General features: G+C 56.4%; 14 protein-coding genes. 5 read left to right on the top strand and 9 right to left on the bottom strand.

Annotated elements, in window-relative coordinates:
• Positions 1–137: 137 nt before the first annotated feature.
• Positions 138–701, top strand: a complete 564-nt coding sequence (ahpC, locus tag IEN85_RS07375; RefSeq protein ID WP_191616442.1) for an alkyl hydroperoxide reductase subunit C — start codon at positions 138–140, stop codon at positions 699–701.
• A 186-nt stretch (positions 702–887) separates the two neighbouring features.
• The gene (gene ahpF, locus IEN85_RS07370; protein ID WP_191616441.1) at positions 888–2,462 is read left to right on the top strand and encodes an alkyl hydroperoxide reductase subunit F; all 1,575 of its coding nucleotides are present in this window, start codon (positions 888–890) and stop codon (positions 2,460–2,462) included.
• A gap of 173 nt (positions 2,463–2,635) precedes the next feature.
• Here ahpF and IEN85_RS07365 read toward each other — a convergent pair whose 3' ends face one another.
• From IEN85_RS07365 to IEN85_RS07350, 4 genes are all read right to left on the bottom strand, one after another.
• Positions 2,636–3,667, bottom strand: a complete 1,032-nt coding sequence (locus IEN85_RS07365; protein WP_191616440.1) for a 3-deoxy-D-arabino-heptulosonate 7-phosphate synthase — start codon at positions 3,665–3,667, stop codon at positions 2,636–2,638.
• A 40-nt stretch (positions 3,668–3,707) separates the two neighbouring features.
• On the bottom strand, positions 3,708–4,526 hold the full coding sequence (locus IEN85_RS07360) for a class I SAM-dependent methyltransferase (RefSeq protein WP_191616439.1): 819 nt from the start codon (positions 4,524–4,526) through the stop codon (positions 3,708–3,710).
• A gap of 345 nt (positions 4,527–4,871) precedes the next feature.
• Positions 4,872–5,921, bottom strand: coding sequence for a phytase (locus tag IEN85_RS07355; RefSeq protein ID WP_191616438.1), 1,050 nt, complete (start codon positions 5,919–5,921; stop codon positions 4,872–4,874).
• A gap of 86 nt (positions 5,922–6,007) precedes the next feature.
• Entirely contained in the window at positions 6,008–8,833 is a 2,826-nt protein-coding gene (locus IEN85_RS07350; RefSeq protein ID WP_191616437.1) for a TonB-dependent receptor, read from the bottom strand.
• Positions 8,834–9,348: 515 nt separating this feature from the next.
• Here IEN85_RS07350 and IEN85_RS07345 point away from each other — a divergent pair.
• Positions 9,349–9,978 (top strand): hypothetical protein, encoded by a 630-nt coding sequence (locus IEN85_RS07345; protein ID WP_191616436.1) that lies wholly within the window; start codon positions 9,349–9,351, stop codon positions 9,976–9,978.
• Here the strand turns inward: IEN85_RS07345 and IEN85_RS07340 are convergent.
• Both IEN85_RS07340 and IEN85_RS07335 read right to left on the bottom strand, forming a co-directional pair.
• Positions 9,968–10,648 (bottom strand): RNA polymerase sigma factor, encoded by a 681-nt coding sequence (locus tag IEN85_RS07340; RefSeq protein ID WP_191616435.1) that lies wholly within the window; start codon positions 10,646–10,648, stop codon positions 9,968–9,970. The genes IEN85_RS07345 and IEN85_RS07340 overlap by 11 nt on opposite strands.
• A complete protein-coding gene (locus tag IEN85_RS07335; RefSeq protein WP_191616434.1) occupies positions 10,641–11,384 on the bottom strand; it encodes a hypothetical protein in 744 nt (247 codons plus the stop codon). Before IEN85_RS07335 ends, IEN85_RS07340 begins: the two co-directional genes overlap by 8 nt.
• 139 nt (positions 11,385–11,523) lie before the next feature.
• On the opposite strand from IEN85_RS07335, the gene IEN85_RS07330 reads away from it, so the two are divergent.
• Both IEN85_RS07330 and IEN85_RS07325 read left to right on the top strand, forming a co-directional pair.
• The gene (locus IEN85_RS07330) at positions 11,524–12,303 is read left to right on the top strand and encodes an energy transducer TonB (RefSeq protein WP_191616433.1); all 780 of its coding nucleotides are present in this window, start codon (positions 11,524–11,526) and stop codon (positions 12,301–12,303) included.
• A gap of 123 nt (positions 12,304–12,426) precedes the next feature.
• Complete coding sequence (locus IEN85_RS07325) at positions 12,427–13,173, top strand: energy transducer TonB (RefSeq protein WP_191616432.1); 747 nt, start codon at positions 12,427–12,429, stop codon at positions 13,171–13,173.
• A gap of 80 nt (positions 13,174–13,253) precedes the next feature.
• Here IEN85_RS07325 and gcvH read toward each other — a convergent pair whose 3' ends face one another.
• From gcvH to IEN85_RS07310, 3 genes are all read right to left on the bottom strand, one after another.
• Positions 13,254–13,637: a glycine cleavage system protein GcvH gene (gene gcvH / locus IEN85_RS07320; RefSeq protein ID WP_191616431.1), complete on the bottom strand. Its 384-nt coding sequence runs from the start codon at positions 13,635–13,637 to the stop codon at positions 13,254–13,256.
• 100 nt (positions 13,638–13,737) lie between these two features.
• On the bottom strand, positions 13,738–14,841 hold the full coding sequence (gcvT, locus tag IEN85_RS07315) for a glycine cleavage system aminomethyltransferase GcvT (protein WP_191616430.1): 1,104 nt from the start codon (positions 14,839–14,841) through the stop codon (positions 13,738–13,740).
• A gap of 78 nt (positions 14,842–14,919) precedes the next feature.
• Entirely contained in the window at positions 14,920–15,741 is an 822-nt protein-coding gene (locus IEN85_RS07310) for an MBL fold metallo-hydrolase (protein WP_191616429.1), read from the bottom strand.
• Positions 15,742–15,814: the final 73 nt, after the last annotated feature.

Here is a 15,814-nt window from a genome sequence, read left to right as displayed (position 1 = left end):
CAGCTTATCGAAACCATATCTATTATATATTTCAACTATCTTCCTAGCGATGCTAGTATCCGCCTCATCCAAAAACGGAGCGCCCCAAAAACGGGCGTGACAAACCCAGCGAGAGGCCTCACCTCTGCAATCAATTTATGGCAAAGATCAACAGCACCATTCCTGAATTCAAAGCTCAAGCTTTCCACAACGGAGAGTTCGTAACCGTTTCTTCCGACGACGTGAAGGGCAAGTGGGCAGTCTTCTGCTTCTACCCAGCGGATTTCACCTTCGTTTGCCCAACGGAACTCGGCGACCTAGCTGACCACTACGAAGAGCTGCAAGCTGCTGGCGTTGAAGTGTATTCGGTTTCTACCGACACTCACTTCGTGCACAAGGCATGGCACGACGCCTCCGAAACCATCAACAAGATCAAGTTCCCGATGATCGGCGACCCGACCGGCGCCATCACCCGTGGATTCGACGTCATGATCGAAGAAGAAGGCCTCGCGTTGCGCGGCACGTTCGTTGTGAATCCAGAGGGTCAAATCAAGGTTGCTGAAGTGCACGACCTCGGAATCGGCCGCTCTGCCAAGGATCTCGTCCGCAAGGTCAAAGCTGCTCAGTACGTCGCTAACAACGACGGCCAGGTTTGCCCGGCAAAGTGGGAGCCAGGCGAAGAAACCCTCACGCCAAGCTTGGACCTCGTCGGCAAGATCTAAGCCGTATCCAATCTTTCCAAACAATCCCCTTCGCCTCCACGCGAGGGGGATTTTTTTCAGCCAAGCCAGTAGGGCTGTCGCTCGCGACACGCCGCGTTTCCTGACCTCTAAAGAGGCTGCGTGATACGGCGTCTCCCAAGCGTCATCTACTTGAACAGATTCCACAGAACGACCCGCATTTCGAAAATGAAGCTCACTCCGCAAATCATCGACACCCTTAAAGCCTACTCCGAGAAGCTCACCCGCTCGGTGCAGATCAAGCTCTTCGACGGCAAACACTCCAAGCGCCCCGAGCTCGTGGATATGCTCAAGCAAGTCGATTCCGTCTCGGACAAAATCGAGTTCATCTACAGCGAAACCGGATTCAACGTGCGCGAAGGCCTCACCTTCGAAATCCAGGCGGACCACAAGCCGACCGGCATCCGCTTCTCCGGCATCCCCGGCGGACACGAGTTCAACTCCTTCGTGCTCGCCTTCCTGCAAGCCGGCGGCATCCCCGTGAAGCTCGACGACAGCATCATCCGCCAAGTCGCAGCCATCGACACCGAGCTCAGCTTCGAAGTCATCGTTTCACTCGACTGCCACAACTGCCCCGACGTCGTCCAGACGCTCAACCAGTTCTCCATTATCAATCCGCTCATTTCTTGCGAGATGATCGACGGCGCCACCCACAAGAAATTCGCCGAAGAGCGAAACGTACAAGGCGTGCCCACCGTTTTCCTCAACCGAAAGCCCTTTTCGAGCGGACAGATCAACGCAGCAGAAATCTTGGAAAAGCTGAAGAAGATCGTCACCGTCGCTCCCGTGAGGGCAGTCGCCGACCACACGCTCTACGACGTCGCCGTGGTGGGAGGCGGTCCTGCGGCCGCCGCAGCTGCCATCTACACTGCCCGCAAAGGACTGAAGGTGCTCATGCTGGCCGAGAAGATCGGCGGACAAGTGGCCGATACCATGGGAATTGAGAATCTGATCGGCATCACCAAAACGACCGGTCCCGAGTTGACCAAGAACTTGCGCGCCCACGTTGAGGCCTACCCTGTCAAGATTCGCGAGGAAGTCCGCGTCGACGGCCTCAACAAACGAGACGACGGCGACTGGCAGCTCAGCCTAAGCAGCAAGGAGACGATCAAAAGCCGCTCCGTGATCCTCGCCACCGGGGCCAAATGGCGAGAGCTCGGCGTGCCTGGCGAAAAGGAAAACGTAGGCAAAGGCGTCGCCTACTGCCCTCACTGCGATGGGCCCTTTTTCAAGGGCAAAGACGTGGTGGTAGTGGGAGGCGGCAATTCCGGAGTCGAGGCGGCGCTCGACCTCGCCGGGATCGTCAAGTCCGTCACCGTCGTAGAATTTTTGGATACCCTGAAAGCGGACCAAGTATTGGTCGACCAACTACACGGTACCGCGAATGCCACCATCATTACCGGAACTGCTACAGAAAGCATCGAATCCGACGGCAAGAAGGTGACGTCCATGATCTTGAAGGACCGAGCCAGCGGAGAAACGCGCGAATACCCAACCGACGGGGTCTTCGTACAGATCGGCCTCGCTCCCAACAGCGCCTTCGCGAAAGAGGTGGTCGCAACCAACAAGTACGGCGAGATCGAAATCAACACGCGTTGCGAAACGAACCAAAGCGGCATCTTCGCAGCTGGAGACGTCACCACCGTTCCCTACAAGCAGATCGTTGTCTCGATGGGCGAAGGCGCCAAAGCCGGCCTGTCCGCCTTCGAATACCTGCTCAAGCAGGCCAAAACCGGGAAATAGCAAGAGCGTCCCAACCCGTAGCGCCGAGCTTCAGCCAGCGTCCTTGGAATTTGTATTTGTAGGGCTGTCGCTCGCGACACGCCGCGTTGCTTATGCATTGCGGAACGACGCGAGCGCCGACCCTACGAATTTTGCGCTGCGGTCGCGGGCCGACGCTCTACGCTACGCTTCCCTCACCCTCTCCTCAAATCCCAAATCGCTCGGCATTTCTTGGCCAGACGGGCAAAGGCTTCAGGCGTTATCGCTTGCTTGGGATCGTCTCCGAGTCCGCCCATGGGGTCGATGTTCGACTCGATACAGAGCCCGTCCGCCCCATAGGCAACTGCCGCCATGCTGCAGGCCTCCACGTAGGTCGACTTGCCAACGGAGTGAGACGGATCCACCACCACTGGAGCCCAAGTCCTTTCCTTGAGCAAGGGGGTGATGCTCTCGTCGGGATGGTTTCGATAGCCTTCGAGTCCGGGCAAAGTGCCGCGGGGACACAGGATCACGTTAGGGTTCCCGAACGTCACGATGTACTCGGCAGCCGAAATGAATTCGTTGACCGGTCCCAGATGGCGACCTCGCTTCAGGAGAACCACCGTGTCGCGACCCGCGATCTTTTTGCCTATTTGCCTCAACAAGGAATAGTTCAAGGCATTGCGGGTTCCCACTTGCAACATGTGCACGCCGGCATCCAGTGCGAGGTCCAACTGCTCCTCGTCCATCACCTCCGCGTTCACCGGCAAGCCGGTGCGGCGTGAAGCCTCCATCAGGATTTCCAAGGCTTTGGCGTCCCCTTGATACGAGTACGGATTGGTGCGCGGCTTCCAAACGCCTCCCCTGAGGGCCTGCACGCCGGCTTCCTTCAAGGCATCCGCAGTCTCGTAAAACTTGTTCGGCTGCTTCGGATCCACCGTACAGTGTCCGCCTATCAGCAGCAACTGCTTGCCAAGCTCGACTCCTCCAAAGACTACCCGATGGTTGTTCAATCCCGAGCGGATATCCAGAAGCTTGTGGGGAGACTGGATCTTATCGACGCGATCGACGTAAACGAGCCCCTCCAGCCGATTGATCATCAGCTCGTGTCGCTCGTCTCCAACTATCGCATACACGCTTTGCCCTGCCCCGTCGATCACTTGAATCGAGCAATCGAAATCCTGCACAATAGAGAGAATTTCCTTCAGTTGAGCATCGGTGAGCTTGGGCGCTTTAGGGATAATCATGAGCTAAGCCTAAGCGCCTTCCAGCCGATCTCAAATCGGACTACGCCTTTTCGAAAAGGTAAAACTCATATCGCTTCACTTCGCTGAAGCGCTTCGAGTCGAGCAAGGGAAGCTGATCCTCCATCTTCTTGATTTTCTTGCGCCCCAGCCATTTCACGAACTTGAAGCAAACGCTGTGCTTTTCGCGGAACCGCTCCGTGAACATGTCGGCTGCCATCAGGATACGATCTGCGATGAGCTTTCCCATGTCCAAGGTTTTGGCCGCTTCGCGAGTGATATCGCGTTGCTCCACGATCTGGTAGCCCTTCTCTTCAGCTGTCTTCAAAAAGGTCTCCCTGCAGTGTCCACTCTTGGAAAGGATCCCCGCATCGTGATCCACCACGAAATAATCGCAGACCATCAGGTGCCCGCCCGGCTTGAGGGCCAAGGCCGCATTCTCGAACACACGGTCTACCGGGATGTACTGGCAAGACTCGCTCATGATGATGCAGTCGTACTTGCCTGCCTCGGGCTCGAACTCCTCGAAGCGGTAGTGATGGAAGGGAACCTTCAGCTTCTCGGCAAAATAGCGCTTCTGGTTGCGGTCGGGAGACAGGCCTTCCACCTCGTAGCCCCGCTTTTGCAAGTTGACGCACATCTCGCCCGTACCACAGCCGACATCGAGAATCCTGGTGCTTCCCTCCGGAATGCTATCGAGTAAAAAGTTCTCGTAGCGTTCCTGCGCCTCTTTCAAGGCTTCGAACGTCAACTCGTCGTCGTCGTTCCATATTCCGTAGTGAAGACGCTCGAGACCGAGCACATCGCGATAAAACCTCAAGGCGGTATCGTTACTCGCCTTTTCGGACCGGGATTCTGCCATATATTTGGGGATAGTACGTTGTGGGGAGGAGTGCTGCAGGGCGAGGCCCCTACATGTGTTAGCTAATTTTCAAATAGACTAGCAGAAGCCATGCCTTGTAAAGGCTTTTCACCTAGGGCGCTCTCGAAAGAGTCGTTTCCCACAGGGGCCTTCCACCCTAAAACGATCTTCCACCTTCTTCGCTTCGGTAGCGGCAAAATGGCTTCACCTCACCTTCCGGTTTGCTCGAATTTAAGCAGGGAGCAGTTCATTCAAAACGAAGAAAGCCGTATCCTATCCAAGGATACGGCTCCGTAAAATCGCTTTTCACCTGATCGCCGAATCACGATCTCGCCTTAGCAAAGCTTACTCTCTGGTCTTCAGGCCTAGGCGCTTGAGAACCTCTCCCAAATCGAAAGCGGAGATCGCGCGATCGTTGTCGCAGGCGTAGAAAAGCCCGTGCGGGTAGCGTGGCGTAGCCTTCTGGCTTAGCCAAATGCCATCCGTGTTGAGCGTCCGCTCACCCGAAAAGCTTCCGCGGTACTCCAAGCTCTCACGATCGAAAACGTGGAACCAATTTTCAATTTTTCCTTGGTCCGTTACGATCCAGTAACCCGCCTTGGCCGAAACCTCGTACAGGGCGATGCCTTCTACCTGGTTCTTGAAAATCCCTTTCCCGAACGTCTTGCCGGTAAACTGGCCATCGAGGTCGTAGACCTTCACCTGCCGGCCCTTGCTATCATCTTCTAGCTCTTCAGCGACAAGAAGCCTGTTGTGGACGGGATCGCCAAAGACGGATTCGACCACATACAGACGGCCATCTCCCGACGTCGCCCCAAACGCCGTTTCCCATTCCGCATCCGCCGTGGAACCCGCCGTCTCCAAGAGGTAACGATTGATGCGATGGTTCAAGTCGCGGTCGGCTGGGATTTCCTCATCCGCCGTCTCGTAGTTGTCAGCCACATACACGGCATACTCGCCGCCACCGAGCGGTTGCACGTAAAGGCCATAAGGCTTACCTAACTGCTCTTCGCCAAAGGTCGCGATTCCTACCATCGTTGGAAGATACACAACTTGCACGCGGCGGTTGTCGCGCTCGACGACCAGCATGTAGTCATCGACAACCCAAACCCCATTGGGCCTGCTGAACTGCCCGAGCTCGGATCCCAAGCCCCCGAGGCGTTGCACCATCGCGCCGTTTTCCGCATCGAACACATTGACGGAATGCCCCGCCTTGCTGGTCGCAAAAAGCAAATTGCGGCCATCGGCAGCATGCCACACCGCGGGAGAGTCGATATTCTCCCTCGATTGATCGGTGGTGAAGAAGACTTCCTTTACCACTACTTTGTTCTCTTCCGCCTTGCTCGCAGCGAGAAGGCAAAAGCAGGCGCTAACTAATACTAACTTCTTTATCATTACTAAAAAAACAGAAAGGGCCGCCGCACGCGAACGAGGCATACGGCGGCAATTTTAAACGAAACGGTTGAACAAGCAGCTGCCGGCTAGTAGTGCCAGCGGAAGCCGATGTTCGAACTCCAACCATACTCCTCCACTTGGCCGTTGCGATCAGGGCCACCGTTGGGCGACTTGAGGAACACGCGGAATGGCTCGTCCGTGATGTTGAGGATTTCGGTGTAGAAGGTCCAATTGTCCGTAGCGCGGTAACGGAAGGTTACGTCGACCTGGCTGAAGTCGTCGACGTAGAGGTCCTCGAAGGCATTGCCACCGATGGCTTCGTCTTCACGCAAACGCTCGCTGCGCCAGTTCATGGCGACGCGACCGAAGAACTTGCCTTGCTCGTAAGTGAAGGCGAGATTTCCTACCGTATCGGACTGACCGATGAAGGGAATTTCCTCTCCTTCGCGGGTTGGGTAAGTCGCGTCACTGTCAAGGAACGTAATGTTTGCCATCAGTCCGAACGCTTCGAACGCGTCGCCAAAGATGCCGAGCTGCTGCTGGTAGGCCAGTTCCAGTCCCTTGATATCGCCGTCGCTTCCGTTACTAAACGTAGTTATTTCCTCGATACCAGTAAGTGATGGGTTTTCGTTCCAGAAACGCTCAAAGTACTCAGGGTCGTCTTCGCTGTTGTAGCTCTGCTCAAAGGAGAAATTCTCGATATCCTTGACGAAGACAGCGGCCGACACGACGCCTAGCGATGGCAGGTAGTACTCGACAGAAGCGTCCCAGTTAGTCGATTCCAAGGTTTCCAGATAAGGATTACCGATCTCCATTTCATCGCCGTCATCATTGATAAGGCGACGGAAAGCGGTGTCCCCAAATCCTGGGCGAGCCAAGGAGTTGGACCAAGAGGCGCGATAAACGAGATTCTCGGAAGCGTCGTAGCGGTACTGGAAGCTTGGGAGGAAGTTGTCGTAGTCTCGGCTCTCCATAATTGGAGTGCCTGCATCGGAATCTTCGATATACTCGAAGCCACGCGTCTCGAAGTCCGTTTGCTCGAAACGAGCGCCGGCGATGAAGCTAGACTTTCCGGCTGACCAGCCAGCCATTCCGTAAACGGCGAAGATGTCTTCTTCCGAATTCCAGTCGTCGAATACGCTGTCTTCAACGCTCCGGGAGGATTCGAAGGAATCTTCGCTGCCGAAAAACGCGGCGTTTACCTTGGCAGGGTCGATGCGCGGAGCCTTCAAGAAGGGATAGTCAGTGATCGCACCCTGCAAGTTCGCGAAGGAAAACGAATCCGGGCCATCCTCGTACTCGATCAGTTCCGCCTCGCTGCTCTTCTCCTTGGTACGCATACGGAGTCCGAACTTGACGTAGGCACGGTTGTCTCCTGAGAAATCGTAGCGTGCGTTGAGGGCTAGGTCGAGAGAGTCTTCTTCTCCGGACTCGTTGGTGAGCTCGACCTTATCGAACGCGTCGTATGTACCCGCTTCCAAAATGCTTGGGCCAGCGATCTGAGTGACTGCGAAGTCGTATGGATTGGTGAAGCTGTATTCGAAACTTACGTCGCCCTCCTCACGCTCGAAACGAGTCGAGGTTTCATTGGGACGCGTTTCCTCTCCCTTGGAGAGCCCAGCGAAGCCATCGAGCGTCCAGCTGTCGATCAGCTTTTCAAATCCAACGATTGCGCCAAAGACTTCCTGATCCTTTTCGCGTTGGCGCAGGCGACGGGCCAGACCCTCGACATTTTCTACCGTTCCAGCTCCAGCAGCGAGCGCGGTGAGCTCTCCGTCCTCGAATGGAATAATGGTACGATAACGGTTTTCCGTATCCGTGAAGTTGCTGTAGTTTGTTCTTACATACACCTTCGTCTCGTCGTCTGGACGCGTTTCGATAGTGGCAGTCAATCCCTTGCGCTCGCGCTTGATCTCGTACTCGCGGAACTGAACTTCGGCTGGAAAGTAGTGTGGCCCAATGTCGTCGTCCTGATCCCATGCATCCGCGACTTCGTAGTTGTGGGAGCCATACTCGCGGCTCTGGAAAGACGGAGCGACCAAGAAGCCCCACTTGCCGTTGTCCGAGATCCAAGAGGTTTCTCCATTGAACTTGTGGCTCCAGTCTCCGGTGATGTCGGAATAGGTCATCTGCAGGCCGGCCTGAGCTCCAAAAACGTCACCGTCGAATGGACTCTTCGTTTTGATGTTCACCTTACCGGCAATTCCTTCCGCATCCATATCCGGGGTCGGAACCTTGGTAACTTCGATTGAGGAAAGCATGTCAGAAGAGACAACGTCCAACGCTGTCGCTCGCTCACCGAGGTCGGCTCCAGCGAAAGCGGCGCCATCCAACTCGACGGAGGTAAAGGTATAGTTCAGGCCACGCAAAACGACGTAGCGGCCTTCGCCTTGGTCGCGATAGAGCGCAACACCGGGAACACGCTGCAAGGACTCGGCAGCGTTCTGGTCGGGGAAGTTGCCAATCTCGTCCGAAGCAACGATGTTGCTAAGGGAATCGGCAGCTCTCTGACGGTTCAAGGCGCGAGCGGAGCCCACCAGGGTACCCTCGACCCTGAACGAATCCAACTCAACGATTTCTCCACTGGAAAACTTAACGTCGGCGCGAACAGTTCCGCTAGCGGGAACTTCGACGTAGGTCTCCGTTGCGTCGTATCCAAGATAGGATACGCGAAGCATTTTTTCTCCAGCTGGAACGTTTGCCAAAACAAAGTTGCCTTGGTCGTCCGTGTAGGACTTCAGGTCGCTGTTGACGACTTGCACTAGAGCTCCTCCCAGAGCGAGATCAACGTATTCGTCAGTTACTCGACCAACGATTTTCGCGTTTTGCGAGTACGCTACGGTAGCCCCCACGCACAATACAGCGAGGAACTGCCAGAGGCCTCTAAATGTTATCGATGATGATGTTCTCATGTTCGTTGCAGAATAAGATAAGATAGAAAAGCCCATGTGCTGGTCGGGCTGTTTCGCCCTGTCAACCGAGCCAAGGCGTCTGCGCCGTTTCTTAACGTTCCCGCCTTATTTCCGTCACAAACCACACGATTCCGTCACGGCAGGCCCTCCCCCGGCCTCAAAAACAGCAACTTGAAACGACGCTGTCACCGCGGGCCAAAAGCCCCGCAAAGCAGCCTATCCTTTTCCATTCTCTTAGGGGCGTTCAACAAACGCGCTGAGCGCTTTCCGCAGAGCAAATGCCATCCCTCCCAGTTCTCGGGTGCCTTTCCCCGTATCCGCTACGCTTTTACACTCAGATTACCCCGGGAAGGATCGAATTAGCGCTTTTTTCAAACCTGAGCGGCACCGTTTTACCGCTACGAATGCCGTTACTAGAAGGTACGACCGCGTCGTGGATCGGCCTTGTTCTAGGCAGTTGCGCCATGAGCAGCCCCCAGCGACGAAGCGTCGATTTTCCAACCTAAGCTACATCAATGATAGTCGACTTGCCAAAACCCGGAGGCTTCGCCTCCCTCACCTCATCCAGCCCCAAGCTGGACTCAGTGCCGCTCGGCCGAGTCTTGCGCGGACTCGCCGATCGACTCTCAATCGAAGCTCCAGAATCGATAGACCAAACCCTGGAGCTTTTTCTGGACGAACACGAACGCTACGCTAACGCCACCCGTATCGCGAGTCTTTCAGCCGCTCATGCGCTCAAAGCCTGGGCCGCCGAGAGACTTCCTAGCATCGGACTGTCCTACGGCTTCACCAATCGCATCGAGCAAGAAACGATCAAGTCGAACCTGGACGAGACCGCTCCTCTCAAGCTGGTCGAATTCGCGGACGACCTCACGCTCATCGCTGGGTACTGCCGCCGGCTCGAGGAACTGAAGATTGAAGCGGCTCCGCACTCTCACGGCCTCTGCTTCCGCTTCTACTTCCGAGGCAGATGCTCCGACGAGTCGCGTGTACGCATCGAGGAGGAGAGCGTCGCCAAGCTACTGAACGAAGGCAACCGCGACAATTCCCTAAAGAAGCGCGTCTTCACCACCCAAACGCAGGTTGAGGCAGAATGCATCGTGTTGAGAAAGAAAGTGCGACTGGGCTTCAGCCCTACCCACTGAGCGAACAAGTAGCGGTGGAATACGTTTTCCGTACGGCTCCAGCCCTAGGCTGGGCCGTTTTTTTTTGAGTATTTCCGTCCCGGCCCAAGCTCTCGTCCAAGTGGAGCTTCAGCAGCTTGCGAGCTCGGTAGAGCCGCGTTTCCACGCCTCGAACCGAGCAGCCCACCACCTCCGAAATCTCTTTGTAGCTCAACTCCTGGTAGTGGTGCAGCAAGACCGCTGTTCGCAGGTCGTGAGGCAACTCAGCCACCGCGCGCTTGAGCGCGCGCAAGTCTTCGTCTCGCTCCATCGCGTCGATCGGAAGCTCGTCCTCCGCGGGCAAGACCTCCAGGAGCGACCTCCCAAAACCCTCTTTCTTGGACTCCTCCCCCTCTAAGGAAGTCTCAGGATGCCGCTTCCTCCAACGTGCCCGGTTCTTGCAAAGGTTGGCCGCAATCGTGAAAACCCAGGAAGAAAAGGGATAGCTGAAATTGTACTTCTTGCGCTTGGTAAAGACGCGCACGAAGGTCTCTTGCACGATGTCACGCGTCGCGAACTCGTTCTGCGTGTAGCGGTAGATGAAAGCGTACAGGGGCCGCTCCCACTTCTCTATGATCCGCTCCAACGCCTCGGGCGACCCTTGCAAAAGGTCCCGCATCAACTCCTGATCGTATGCCCCAGCGCTACGCATCAGTTGACCCTTCGCTCCCCAAGGAGCCATCCGGATAGAGAGACTGCAACAGCTTGCGATAACGAGCTTTCTGGGAAGGCTCGATCACAGCTTCGACCTTGCCCAACAACTCCGCCGTTAAGCGGGCCGACTGCTCGCTCAAGCGTTTTTGAGACTGGAGCAATTCGTACAACTCGAAGTAGTCGACCACGTCGTTCTTCATTCGCTTGCGGTCGAAGGCCCTGAACCTGCGATGGCTCTCCACTAGTTCGGCAAACAATTCGTCGAAGGCTACCTCGTAGTTGCTGTGCAAGGCGCTCACCTGCCGGTACTGGGGCTCGGTCAAATCGAGTTCGCCCTGCAACCAGCCCAGGCCAGCTAGGAGAACCGGCGCCACCGGAGACTTCCCGCTTCCTGGTCCGATTCCCTCGCTCGCGAATTGTTCCGCCCCCGTCATCGCCTGCAAGCGATAGATCGGATCGATCGACAAGCGATAACTGAAAGTGAGCTGCTCACCCGGGTCCTTGCCAGCGAGCGGCACGAATTGCGACAATCCCATTCCCGCGAGCACGAACAAAGCCGCGAAGCCCGCTGCGAGCCCGGGCCGCGAGAGCGCGTTGCCTATCCACTCCAAGGCAGTCCCTTTGCTTGCGGGACGCTCCGCTCTCGCCCGCACTCGGGCCGCAAGGTCCTCGTCCGGCCGGAAACGGTCGTGCCACCGTTGCATTAGTTTATCGATATGATCGTCTTCGGACATCGTCCATCTTGTTTGGGGCGCTGAAAGGTAAAACGCGCTGACAGCACACTCACATACCCTAGCGACAGAGGCAACCCTTCAGAAAATATGCCTTGAAGGGTTCTCCCGTTCCTTGGAGTAAGTCTAGTCCAGCAACTCAATGAATCGCCATCCGAAGAACGCATTGCTCTGTATCCTGCTGCTTTTGCAAGCCGGCCTCTTGGCTGAACCCGAGCAGGAAATCGTTCGCTACCGAGCCGATTCGCAGGCCCAGCTGGAGTTCCAAATCACCCAGACCAAAGACCCCATCTTTCCAAATTCGCTGAAGCTGAGAGGCTTCATGGAAGGAAACGCTACCTTCGCAATCTTCATCAACCAATTCGGGGAACTGGAAGATTTCCTCCTCGTCGAAGCGAGCCACATCGATTTCGCGAAGGCCGCGGAGAAAGCCATTCCAGACTGGCGCTTTTCCGTACCCCGCGTCGACGGGGAAGTTGCCGCCATCGCGAGCAAGATAAGGATCAACTTCGAACGCGGCAACGGCGTCGTGTACGAGACAATTGGATACGAACCGCTTCTACCGGGAAGCCAGCTCATAAAGCGCGATTCGGAAAGCTATCGCGTCTACACCTTGGACGAATTGGACAGCATCCCTATCCCCAGCTACATTGCAAAGCCGAGCTTCCACGACGAGATGCTTGAGGAACGCAACGTCGTAAACGCGGTGTTCCAGTTCTACATCGATACCGAAGGCAACGTTCGCATCCCTACCCTCAGGGAAGCGGACGACCTCGTGGACGAACGTCTTCTCCTCATTGCCCAGGAAGCCCTGCTGCAATGGAAGTTCGAACCCCCGATGCGAGACAATCGTCCCGTGGTGGCCAGAGCTGCCCAACCGTTTCGCTTCAAGAAAAAGGACAGCCGCCTCCCAGGAAGGTAGCCGGACCTACCCCGCGCCGATTTTCGATTTTGGGGAGCGATGAGCTGAAGTAGCAGCCGCCGCAACGGCGTAGACCTATTGGGCCCAGTTACATTCGATCAACCCTCGACCCAAAGGAATAAGATGAAATTGGCGAAGACATTTCTGCACGCCTGCCTGCTTCTAGCAGCCACCGTCCCCTCCACCAGCGGGAACCCCGGGCAACCGTTTTCGAAGTACCCCGGACTCGATCTGCAATTCAAAGTACTGAAGCTACCCCATTTTCCCCAATCCCTAGAGGAAGAAGGCTACTTGGAGGGCCAAGTGAGAGTTGCCCTCGATATCGACTATGCGGGCGAGCTGCGCGACTGGCTCGTACTGGAGTCCTCCCACCCTGCCTTCACCCAATCTCTCGAGCGCGTGATCGAGGACTGGAGGTTCACCGCCCCCTACCTAAACGGCGAGAACAAGTCCATCGTCACGGAACTGGGAATCCAGTTCCGCTCCGAAGGGAACGTCGTTAGCATGACTTCCGTGGCAAGCGCCCTCAATCGCCGCTTTAACGACTTGACCGGCTACGGCTCCCGCTACAGTGGACTATCAAGTATCAAGGATCTCGATACGCCGCCTTATCCGATTTCCCAAGAACCGCCTAGCGTTCCCGAGGAGCTAATCGAAAAGTATGATGGTTCGCGCGCCGTATTCACCTTCTACGTCGACGAAGCTGGACAGGTGAGAATTCCCGTGCTCAGCCAGACAGACGGCGATCCCGACGTTTTGATGCTGCTCGCGGCGCAGGACGCCATCGCTCAATGGCGATTCGAGCCCCCTACCCAAAACCGAAAGCCCGTAAAAATTCAGCTCTCGCAAACCTTCGTATTCAAAAAGTGAAACATCCTTGCGATTGAGCCAAAAAAAAAAGCCCGGAACGATTTATTTCGGGCTCATAAAATTTTTCGTAAGAGACGCTTCTAGTCCTTGGCAATCTCCTCGTAGGCCGCAGCGTCCAGCAACGCTTCGAGCGCATCCGGATTCGTAAGCTTGATTTTCAGGATCCACCCGTTCTCGTAGGGCGAGTTGTTCACGCTCTCCGGAGAATCTTGCAAATCCTCGTTCACCTCGACCACTTCCGCGTCCACCGGCATGTAGAGGTCCGAGGCCGCCTTGACAGACTCGACCACGCCGAAGCTTTCGCCGGCCTCGAAGCTGTCACCCACTTCCGGTACCTCCACGAAAGTGATATCGCCCAAGCTGTTTTGGGCAAAGTCCGTGATCCCGATGATCGCCTCGTCTCCTTCGAGGAGCTTTAGCCATTCGTGGTCTTTAGTGTACTTGAGGTCTGCTGGGATGCTCATTTTCGAAAGTCAGGTGTTTTAAGAAAATTAGAGAAGGTGCGAATCGAAGTGCCGCATCATCGACAGCGAACTGCCTGCCGACAAGTTTCAAATCCAGAAATCAGGCTTGCGGATTGAGCGGCAAAAACGGGGGTCGCGTGCGCTCGATGGGAAATACCTTTCCGCGGAGGTCAACCGCGAGCGCCTCGGATTTCGCCGCAGAGGCATCAACCAAAGCGGAACCGATCGCCTCGTTGAGGATTGGCGAAAAGGTTCCGGAAACCACCGTTCCCACTTTGGCCCCGTCCAAGACGATTTCCGTTCCTGGGCGAGCGATGCGCCGTCCGCCTGTCTTGAAGAAAACAACTTTCTTGTCTGCCCCTTGGGCCTTCTTTGCTTCGATTGCGGACCTGCCGATAAAATCTCCCTCTTTCTTGAGGCTCACGGTCCACATCAAATTCGCCTCCACCGGCCCGACTTCGTCGTCGATCTCGTGTCCGTAAAGTGAATACCCCGCCTCCAGACGCAAACTGTCTCGGGCGCCCAATCCAGCAAGAACCAATCCCTTGGAAGCGCCTGCATCCAGCAGCGTCTCCGCCAGCTCGGCCGCGCGCTCCGCCGCCACGAAGAGCTCCACTCCCACTTCGCCCGTGTAGCCAGTACGGCTCACGATGCAGGGCACTCCCCCGATTTCGCCTTCCACGAAACGATAGTAGCCCAAGTTCGAGAGGTCCACCGAGCTCAGTTCGTCGAGAATGCCAAAGGTTCGCGGCCCCTGCAGGGCGATTAGCCCGTATTGATCCGAAACATCCACCAGCGACACGTCGAAAGCTTCCGCCTTTTCGCTCAGCCATGCCAAGTCCTTGTCCACATTCGAGGCGTTCAAGCAAAGCAAGTAGGAACCTTCCTTTTTCCGGTAAACGAGCAGGTCGTCCACAACTCCGCCGCTCGGGTGGCACATCAAGCTGTAGAGCGCCTTCCCGTCTTCCATGCTGGATACGTCGTTGGTGAGGACGTAGTTCAGAAAGGCCTCGGCCCCCGGTCCTTCCACCGTCGCTTCGCCCATGTGGCTGACGTCAAACAGTCCAGCCGCTGTCCGAGTCGCCTTGTGCTCCTCCACGATGCTGGCGTACTGCACCGGCATTTCCCAGCCTGCGAAGTCTACCATACGCCCGCCGTGGGCAACGTTGAAATCGTAAAGAGGTGTACGCTTTGCGTCTGACATGCGCGTATCTAGGTTTCCACCGATTTCCAAGGCAAGGACGAACCGCGCCATCAAGCCAGCCCGACTCGATCCAGGTCTTTAAAAAGCGGCGAAACAGTTCATGCGACGCTCCTGCCCGACCGTGGTCAATGGACCATGTCCCGGCGCCAGGACAGTGTCTTCCGGCAGCTCCAAAATCCGTCGCAAGGACCTCAAGCCCGCCGCGTACGAAACGTTCGCCCCACCCATGGACCCGGCGAACAATGCGTCTCCCACTATCGCCAGTTCACGCCCCAGTCCGCCGACGGCGAAGCTCATCCCACCTTCGGTGTGGCCCGGAGTATCGAAGCCTCGCACCCGAAGCCTGCCCACCTCGATCTCGAAGCCATCGGCAATGGAATCGGTAGGAACCGAAACGCTGCCTTCCTTGCCGTTCAAGAAGGCGCGGGCCGCCGGCCAACGGTCAAGCAGGTCCTCCGCCGCATCCACATGGTCCCAATGCGAATGCGTCAGCACGAGGGCATGCATCTCCAGCTTTTTGGAATCCAGAAGCTCGAGGAGCGGATCCGCCCGGGTTCCCGTGTCGAAAACGATGGCCTGCTTGATCCTTTCGTCCCAGACGGCGAAAGCGTTTACCTGCCAGTCGTAAAACGGGGTGCTGGCCATGGCGAAACCTTGGAGTTGGGCAACCGGTTCCGGCTTCCACTCGCCCCTTCCCAACTGAAGCAATGCCTCCACGTTCAAGCCCAAGCCTTTGCCCAAAGCCTCGACCACCTCAGGGTCGAACTCTCCCCGTCGGGCCGCCCGGATCGCGTTTTCCGATACCCCGACTCGCTCGGCCAAAGCCTCCGTGCTGATCCCTTGCCCCTTCTGGGCCTTGCTCAAAACGTCGCTGAACTCGTCTTCTACCTGAAGAATCATAGGCCTGCGTTACCGTTAGGTTAATCTGCTTGCAAGCACCGACCGAGCCGCATCTTCTGTGCCGGATTCCCCA

Origin of the sequence: Pelagicoccus enzymogenes (genome assembly GCF_014803405.1) — a bacterium.
Taxonomy (GTDB): Bacteria; Verrucomicrobiota; Verrucomicrobiia; order Opitutales; family Opitutaceae; genus Pelagicoccus; species Pelagicoccus enzymogenes.
Note: the sequence above shows the minus strand (reverse complement) of the source record. Positions and strands in the feature narration are given on the sequence as shown.